The sequence below is a fragment of the Amycolatopsis sp. genome (genome assembly GCF_036008905.1).
In the GTDB taxonomy this organism is placed as follows: domain Bacteria; phylum Actinomycetota; class Actinomycetes; order Mycobacteriales; family Pseudonocardiaceae; genus Amycolatopsis.
Genome location: NZ_DASYMU010000196.1, coordinates 1 through 6,618 on the forward strand (window position 1 = coordinate 1; position 6,618 = coordinate 6,618).

The following is a 6,618-nucleotide window of genomic DNA, read 5'->3' on the forward strand; positions in this document are numbered from 1 at the left end:
CACACCCCGCCCTTCGTGTTCCCATTCATGAAGGTTTTCGAACAGATTTACCAGACACGACCTAGACGTTGCTGATTTCTTCGATCAGCCCGTCGACGTCGAAGTGCTCGCTCTCCGAGCCCAGCGGGACGAGGTCGAGCGTGGCGTCGACAAAGCTCCGGACGTCCTCGCGCTCGAGTTCGAAGGCGGCGTAACCGTCGGGGGACTCGATCTCGAGGGTCAGCAGCGCCTCGTCCTCGGAGAGATCCGGGCGGACGCGGACGTCGCCGATGCCGGTCGGCTCGAGCAGTCCGACCACGAGCAGGTCACGGGCGAAGGTCCATTCGATCCAGCGGCCTCGCTCGGTGCGGAAGGCCACCGTCACGGCGAAAGGCTCGTCGGCGTGGAAGGACATACGGGAAAGAACAGGGGTCGTGCTGTCGTTCAGCAGCACGAACTGGCTCTGGTGTACGGCGTCGGTGTGCACGGCCACTCCTCCTTGCGTCCTGTGGTTCGCGAGGTGCGAACTGTTCGGTCATGGAGGAGATGGCCGAGACGTCCGTTGATGACGGAGAAACCTCCACGTTCATGCGATCGGTTGTATCTGTCCAAAGTGGTGTAACACCGGCCACATACCCCTTGCAATCACATGGACACGCGGGGTGATGAATCCATTGTGGACTGACTTAGTCCTGCAGTGGCAGTGTCAGGCCGACTTTTACCCGTTCCATCGCGACGCTGGTGGTGAAATGGCGGACATTTTCGTTGTCGAAGAACATCCGGTGGGTGAACGCCTCGAAATCGAGCATGTCCCGGCAGGTGACGACGAGCACGAAATCGGCGGTGCCGGTGACGTAATAACACTGCTGCACGTGAGCGTCGTCGAGAACCTGCTGCCGGAAGGCGTCGAGGACCTCGAGCCGCTCCCGTTCCATTTCGACCATGACGATGAACGTCATCGGCAGGCCGAGCGCGGCCGGATCGAGCACGGCGACCTCGCGCGCGATGACCCCCGACTCGCGCAGCCGCTTGATCCGTCGCTGCACGGCCGCCGCGGAGAGCCCGACCTTGGCGCCGATCGTTTCCGCGATCGTCCTGGCGTCGTCCTGCAGTTGGGTGAGGATGGCGTGGTCGAGGGAGTCCAGGTCCGGGGTCACCGACCCAGGTTATCGGTCTGTCGTTCACCCGTCCGGTGCTTTTACGGGCGCCGGCGGCCCGAAACCCCGCGAGGATTTGACGCCGACGTTTGTGAACGGTACTCACTTTAGCTATGTGGACGCGGCGGGGTCTTGCAGTGCTGGCGGTAGCGGGGCTCGTCGCTTCGGGGGTGACCGGCGTGACGGCGTCGGCCGCGCCGGTGGACGAAGCCTGCCCGTGGGTCGGCTCCTCGGCGCCCGTCGAACAGCGCGTCGACCAAGTCCTGAGCCGGCTCACCCAGGCCGAGAAGCTCGGCCTGGTGCACGGCTCCGGCGGCGTGCTGGACGTCCTCAACCCGACGACGTACGCGGGCATCGTCAAGGCCGTCCCCAGGCTCTGCATCCCGCAGCTGTCGCTTTCCGACGGCGCCGCGGGCGTCGGCGGCGGCAAAACCGGCGTCACGCAGCTGCCCGCGCCGAACTCGCTGGCCGCGGCCTGGGATCGGGGCCTGGCCGCCGAGTACGGAGACGTCGTCAGTACCGAGATGCGCGGCAAGGGCGCCAATGTCGCGCTCGGCCCGACACTCGACCTGGCGAGGGACCCGCGCGCCGGCCGCTCGTTCGAAACGCTCGGCGAAGATCCCGAGCTGACCGGCGCGCTGGCCGTCCCGCAGATCCGGGCGATCCAGGGCAACGGGCTGATCGCGCAGGCCAAGCACCTTGCCGCGTACAACCAGGAAGCCCTGCGCGACACCCCGCTCGGCAACGCCGTCGTCGACGAGCGGACGCTGCAGGAGATCTACCTGCCCGCGTTCGAGGACGCCGTCCGCGACGGTGATGTCGACTCCGTGATGTGCGGCTACAACTTCGTCAACGGCGTCCACGCGTGCAACAACACCTACCTGCTGAGCAAAGTCCTCAAAGGACAGTTCGGCTTCGACGGGTTCGTCACCTCGGACTGGTTCGCCATGCACGCCAGCGTCGCCGCCGCGAACGCCGGGCTCGACATGCAGATGCCGGGGAGCTGCTACTTCGGCACCCGGCTCAAGGCGGGTCTCGACGCCGGACAGGTGCGGGCGAGCAGGCTGGACGACATGGTCCGCCGGATCCTGCGGCCGATGTTCGCGCGCGGGATCTTCGAAAACCCCGTCACCGGCACGCCGGGTGCCGTGGTGACTTCGCCCGCGCACGCGGCCGTCGCGCGCGGGGTCGCCGAGCAGGGGACCGTGCTGCTGAAGAACGAGCAGAACGTCCTGCCGCTGCCCGCGTCCGGTTCGGTGGCGGTGATCGGGAACGCGGCCGGTGCCGGGGTGCTCGGCTCCGGCGGCGGCAGCGTGCACGTCCTCGCGCCGTCGATCGTGACGCCGTACCAAGGGATCGCCGCGCGCGCCGGAGGTCAGGTCAGCTTCGACGACGGTGGTGACCACGCGCGGGCCGCGTCCGTGGCGAAGGCGGCCGGGACCGCGGTGGTGTTCGTCGCGAAGTGGTCCTCGGAGTCGAAGGACAACGGGGACATCGCGCTTTCCGACGCGGACAACAAGTTGATCGAAGCCGTTTCGACGGCCAACCCGAACACCGTGGTCGTGCTCAACACCGGCGGGCCGGTGACGATGCCGTGGCTGAACCAGGTGCGCGGGGTGTTCGCGGCTTGGTACCCGGGTCAGGAATACGGCAACGCGATCGCGTCACTGCTCTACGGCGACACGAACCCGTCGGCGAAACTGCCGATCACTTTCCCGACCGGCCTGGATCAGGTTCCGGCGAAGGACTTCGCGCGGTTCCCCGGCGGGCAGTTCTCCGAAGGCCTCGCCGTCGGCTACCGCTGGTACGACCAGCAGAAGCTGAACCCGTTGTTCCCCTTCGGTTTCGGACTGTCCTATACGGACTTCTCCTTCGGCGGTCTCACCGCTGGTCCCGTTGCGGCAGACGGCACGGTGAGTGTCGGCGTGGACGTCACGAACACCGGCACCCGGGCTGGAGCCGAAGTCGCGCAGGTGTACTTGAGCCATCCCGCGTCGGACGGCGAGCCGCCCCGGCTGCTCAAGGGATTCGAGAAGGTTCAGCTGAACGCGGGCGAGACCAAACGTGTTCGGTTCACGCTCGACGCGCGGGCGTTCTCGCACTGGGATTCCACGCTGCACCAATGGATCCGCAGTGCCGGGGACTACACCGTCTCGGTCGGTGACTCGTCGCGTCACCTGCCGTTGACCTCTTCGGTGCGGGTTCCCACCACCATCGCGACCAGCGTGCCGACCCCGCCCGCGCCGCCGGGTGCGCCGACCGGCGGCGATTCGGTCAGCGGCACCCTCGCGAACCTCGTGTCCTGCCCCGACGAAGCCCTCTTCACCGGACTGACCGGTTTGACGTCGTTGCTCGGGCTCCCACCCGGCCCTCAAGCGACGATCCCGCCCGCGAATCCCTAAGCCGTCGGGAAGCGGCGGGCGATCCGCGTCGACGCCTCGCTCGCGAGGACCCCGGCCGCGGCGCGCGGGGTGACGTTGCCGAGTTCGGCGCGGTCGAGCGTGGACGTGATCAGTTTCCCTATGGACACACGGATCTTGTCGAACGCCTCGCCCGCGTCGGGCTCGATGTCGCCGAAGACCGTCCACCACCACCAGGCGTTCGTGGCGGAGTTGGCCACGATGTCCGGCAGGATCAGCACGCCGCGCTCGGTCAGCGGCATCTCGGCCTCGGCGGTGACGGGCATGTTGGCCGCTTCGACGATCAGCTTGGCGCGCACGGATTCCTGGTTGCCCGCGTGGATCGCGTACGACACCGCCGCCGGGACGAGCACCTCGGCGTCGATGTCGAGCCAGTGCCGTAACGGGATCTGCTCGTCGCCGGGGCGGAGTTCGGCGCGATCCATCTCGCCGTAGGAATTGCGCGTCAGCAACAGTTTTTCGACGTCGAGTCCGGCCGGGTTGGCGATGATGCCGACGGCGTCGGCGATCCCGACGATCTTGAGCCCGGCCCGCGCGAGGTACCGCGCCGCCGCGCTGCCCATGGAACCGAAGCCCTGAACGAACACCCGGGGATCTTCGAGCCCGAGCCGGTCGACGCCGATCAGCGTCGCTTGGGCCACGCCGTAGCCGCCGACGAGTTCTTCCAGCTGCACCCCGTCCACGACGATTCGGAACGCGGCCGCGAGCCGCCGGGCTTTGGTTTCGTCGTCCAGCAACGGGTAGACCGCCTGGATCGACGAGGACACCCCGATTTCGGCGAGCACGGTGTCGATGACGTCCTGGCGGAGCCCGAGATCCTCGCCCATCGTCCAGAACCGCTCGATGTACGGGCGTACGGCTTCGAGGTAGCGCCGCAGCACGTGGATGGCCCGCGGGTCCTGCGGGTCGAAGTCGATCCCGCCCTTGGCGCCGCCCAGCGGGATGTACCGGCCGTTCGGGTCGTAGTTGAGCGCTTCCTTGGCCGTCATTCCCGCCCGTCGCCCTCCACCACCCTCAACGGAGACGCTTCGCGACGCTGCTATGACCCGGCGAGTCCGCGGACTTCGTCGAGTGTGCAGCCGTCGCGCATCCGGAGACCGCCGCTGGAGACCCCGCGCACCAGCCTGTCGATCACCAGGTAGCCGCGGCTGCCGGTTTCCCGGTCGCGCCAGCTGATCTGCAGGTACGGTTCGTCGTCCACGCCCAGACCCCCGTCTCGCAAGTCCGTGAAAGATCACCATCATGGCACCGGGACCGATCGGGTGACAGCAGTCACCGTTGGGTGGACGTCAAGGGCGTCCACCTCGGGGGACGTCAGAAGCGAACTTTCTTCGCATAGTGACCTGGAACACAACGCGCCGGTATACCGATTAGTAGGACATACAAGTAAACCGAGCCAGTCGTAACCCATCGCTGGCGCGGAAGGGATATCGGTGGCCGCGGTACTGTCCGGTCTAGGCGCTTGGCTACCGCCGCGCGTGGTGGACAACCACGAACTTTCCCAGCGGCTCGACACCTCCGACGAATGGATCCGCGCGCGGACCGGCATCGGCTCGCGTCACGTCGCCGACCCCGGAACGTCCACTGTGGACTTGGCGGCCGAAGCCGGTCACCGTGCGCTGGCTTCCGCGGGCATCGAAAGCGTTGACGCGCTTCTGCTCGCGACGTCGACCCCCGACCAGCCGTGCCCCGCGAGCGCGCCGCAGGTCGCCACCAAGCTGGGCCTGAACGGCATCGCCGCGCTCGATGTCAACGCCGTGTGCAGCGGTTTCGTCTACGCGCTCGCCACGGCCAGCGGACTGATCGCGGCGGATGTCGCACAGACCGTGATGGTCATCGGCGCGGACACCTTCACCACTCTCGTCGACCCCGAAGACCGAGGCACCGTCCCGATTTTCGGTGACGGCGCCGGCGCGGTGATCCTGCGCGCCGGGGAGCCCGACGAGCTCGGCGCGCTGGGCCCGGTCGACCTGCACAGTGACGGCGAACTGGCCGAGCTGCTCTGGGTCGCCGCCGGTGGCTCGAAGCAGCGCCAGTCGGCGAACCCCAGCGACTATTTCCTTGCCATGCAAGGGACAGCGGTGTTCCGGCACGCCTGCGCGCGGATGGCCGAGTCGTCCCGCGTGGTGCTCGACAAGGCGGGCTGGATGGTCGCCGACGTCGACAGGTTCGTCGGGCACCAGGCGAACATCCGCATCCTGCAGGCGACCGCGAAGCAGCTCGGGATGCCCGCGGACGCCGTCGTTTCCAATATCGAGACCACCGGCAACACGAGCGCGGCGTCGATTCCGTTGGCGCTCAACGATGCCTGCCTCGACGGGACGCTGATGGCCGGGCACAAGGTGCTGCTCAGCGCGTTCGGTGCCGGGCTGACCTGGGGTTCTGCCGTGCTGCGCTGGCCTGAGGTCGTCCCGGGCTAGTTCGCCCAGGTGACGGTGGCTTCCTGTCGCCCGCGCAGCTGGAGTTCCCCGTGCTGTGTCCACAGCGCTCGCTCGCTCGTGGTGCTGGCCGCGATCACCGCGTCACTCGCCAGGATCCGGTCCGGCACGGCCTTCGCGCTCTCGGTGAGCCGCGCGGCTTCGTTCACCGCGTCGCCGATGACGGTGTACTCGAAGCGGCTGCTAGTACCCAGCTGACCGGCGAAAACCGGGCCGCTGGCGACACCGATGCCGAGGTCGAGCTCACCGAGTTCGCGGACGGCGTCACGGATCGCGCGGGCCGCGGCGAGCGCGGCCGTCGCGGGATCGGCGAGCCGGGTCGGGGCGCCGAAGATGCACAGCGCCGCGTCGCCCTGGAACTTGTTGAGCAGCCCGCCCTGGGCGTTGACGGCGTTGACCACGCTGGTGAACAGCCGGTTCAGCTTGCCGACGAGCTCCTCCGGCGGGGTGCGGTAGGCCAGCGCCGTCGAATCGACGACGTCCACGAACAACGCCGTCACCTCGCGGACGTCCCCGGACAGCGAAGCGCCGAACTCCAGCGCGTGGCGGGCGACGTCCGCGCCGACGTGCCGGCCGAAGAGGTCCCGCATGCGATCCTGCTCACGCAGCCCGGCGACCAGGTCG

Annotated in this window: 7 protein-coding genes; 2 read left to right on the forward strand and 5 right to left on the reverse strand. The window is 68.1% G+C overall.

Annotated features, from left to right (window positions below; translation table 11 throughout):
• Positions 1-61: 61 nt before the first annotated feature.
• Complete coding sequence (locus VGP60_RS32230; protein WP_327551932.1) at positions 62-466, reverse strand: SsgA family sporulation/cell division regulator; 405 nt, start codon at positions 464-466, stop codon at positions 62-64.
• 199 nt (positions 467-665) lie between these two features.
• A complete protein-coding gene (locus VGP60_RS32235) occupies positions 666-1,136 on the reverse strand; it encodes an Lrp/AsnC family transcriptional regulator (protein ID WP_327551933.1) in 471 nt (156 codons plus the stop codon).
• Between the two features lie 137 nt (positions 1,137-1,273).
• Between VGP60_RS32235 and VGP60_RS32240 the strand changes: the two genes are divergently transcribed.
• Positions 1,274-3,538 carry a beta-glucosidase family protein gene (locus VGP60_RS32240; protein WP_327551934.1) on the forward strand — a complete coding sequence of 755 codons (2,265 nt, stop codon included), beginning with the start codon at positions 1,274-1,276 and terminating at the stop codon, positions 3,536-3,538.
• On the opposite strand, the gene VGP60_RS32245 is transcribed toward VGP60_RS32240, so the two are convergent.
• Both VGP60_RS32245 and VGP60_RS32250 read right to left on the reverse strand, forming a co-directional pair.
• Positions 3,535-4,545 carry a glutamate dehydrogenase gene (locus VGP60_RS32245; RefSeq protein ID WP_327551935.1) on the reverse strand — a complete coding sequence of 337 codons (1,011 nt, stop codon included), beginning with the start codon at positions 4,543-4,545 and terminating at the stop codon, positions 3,535-3,537. The two genes, VGP60_RS32240 and VGP60_RS32245, sit on opposite strands and share 4 nt — an antisense overlap.
• A gap of 50 nt (positions 4,546-4,595) precedes the next feature.
• On the reverse strand, positions 4,596-4,757 hold the full coding sequence (locus tag VGP60_RS32250) for a hypothetical protein (protein ID WP_327551936.1): 162 nt from the start codon (positions 4,755-4,757) through the stop codon (positions 4,596-4,598).
• A gap of 226 nt (positions 4,758-4,983) precedes the next feature.
• Between VGP60_RS32250 and VGP60_RS32255 the strand changes: the two genes are divergently transcribed.
• Positions 4,984-5,976, forward strand: a complete 993-nt coding sequence (locus VGP60_RS32255) for a beta-ketoacyl-ACP synthase III (RefSeq protein ID WP_327551938.1) — start codon at positions 4,984-4,986, stop codon at positions 5,974-5,976.
• Here VGP60_RS32255 and VGP60_RS32260 read toward each other — a convergent pair.
• A partial coding sequence (locus VGP60_RS32260) for an adenylate/guanylate cyclase domain-containing protein (RefSeq protein WP_327551937.1) occupies positions 5,973-6,618 on the reverse strand: 646 nt, incomplete at its 5' end. The two genes, VGP60_RS32255 and VGP60_RS32260, sit on opposite strands and share 4 nt — an antisense overlap.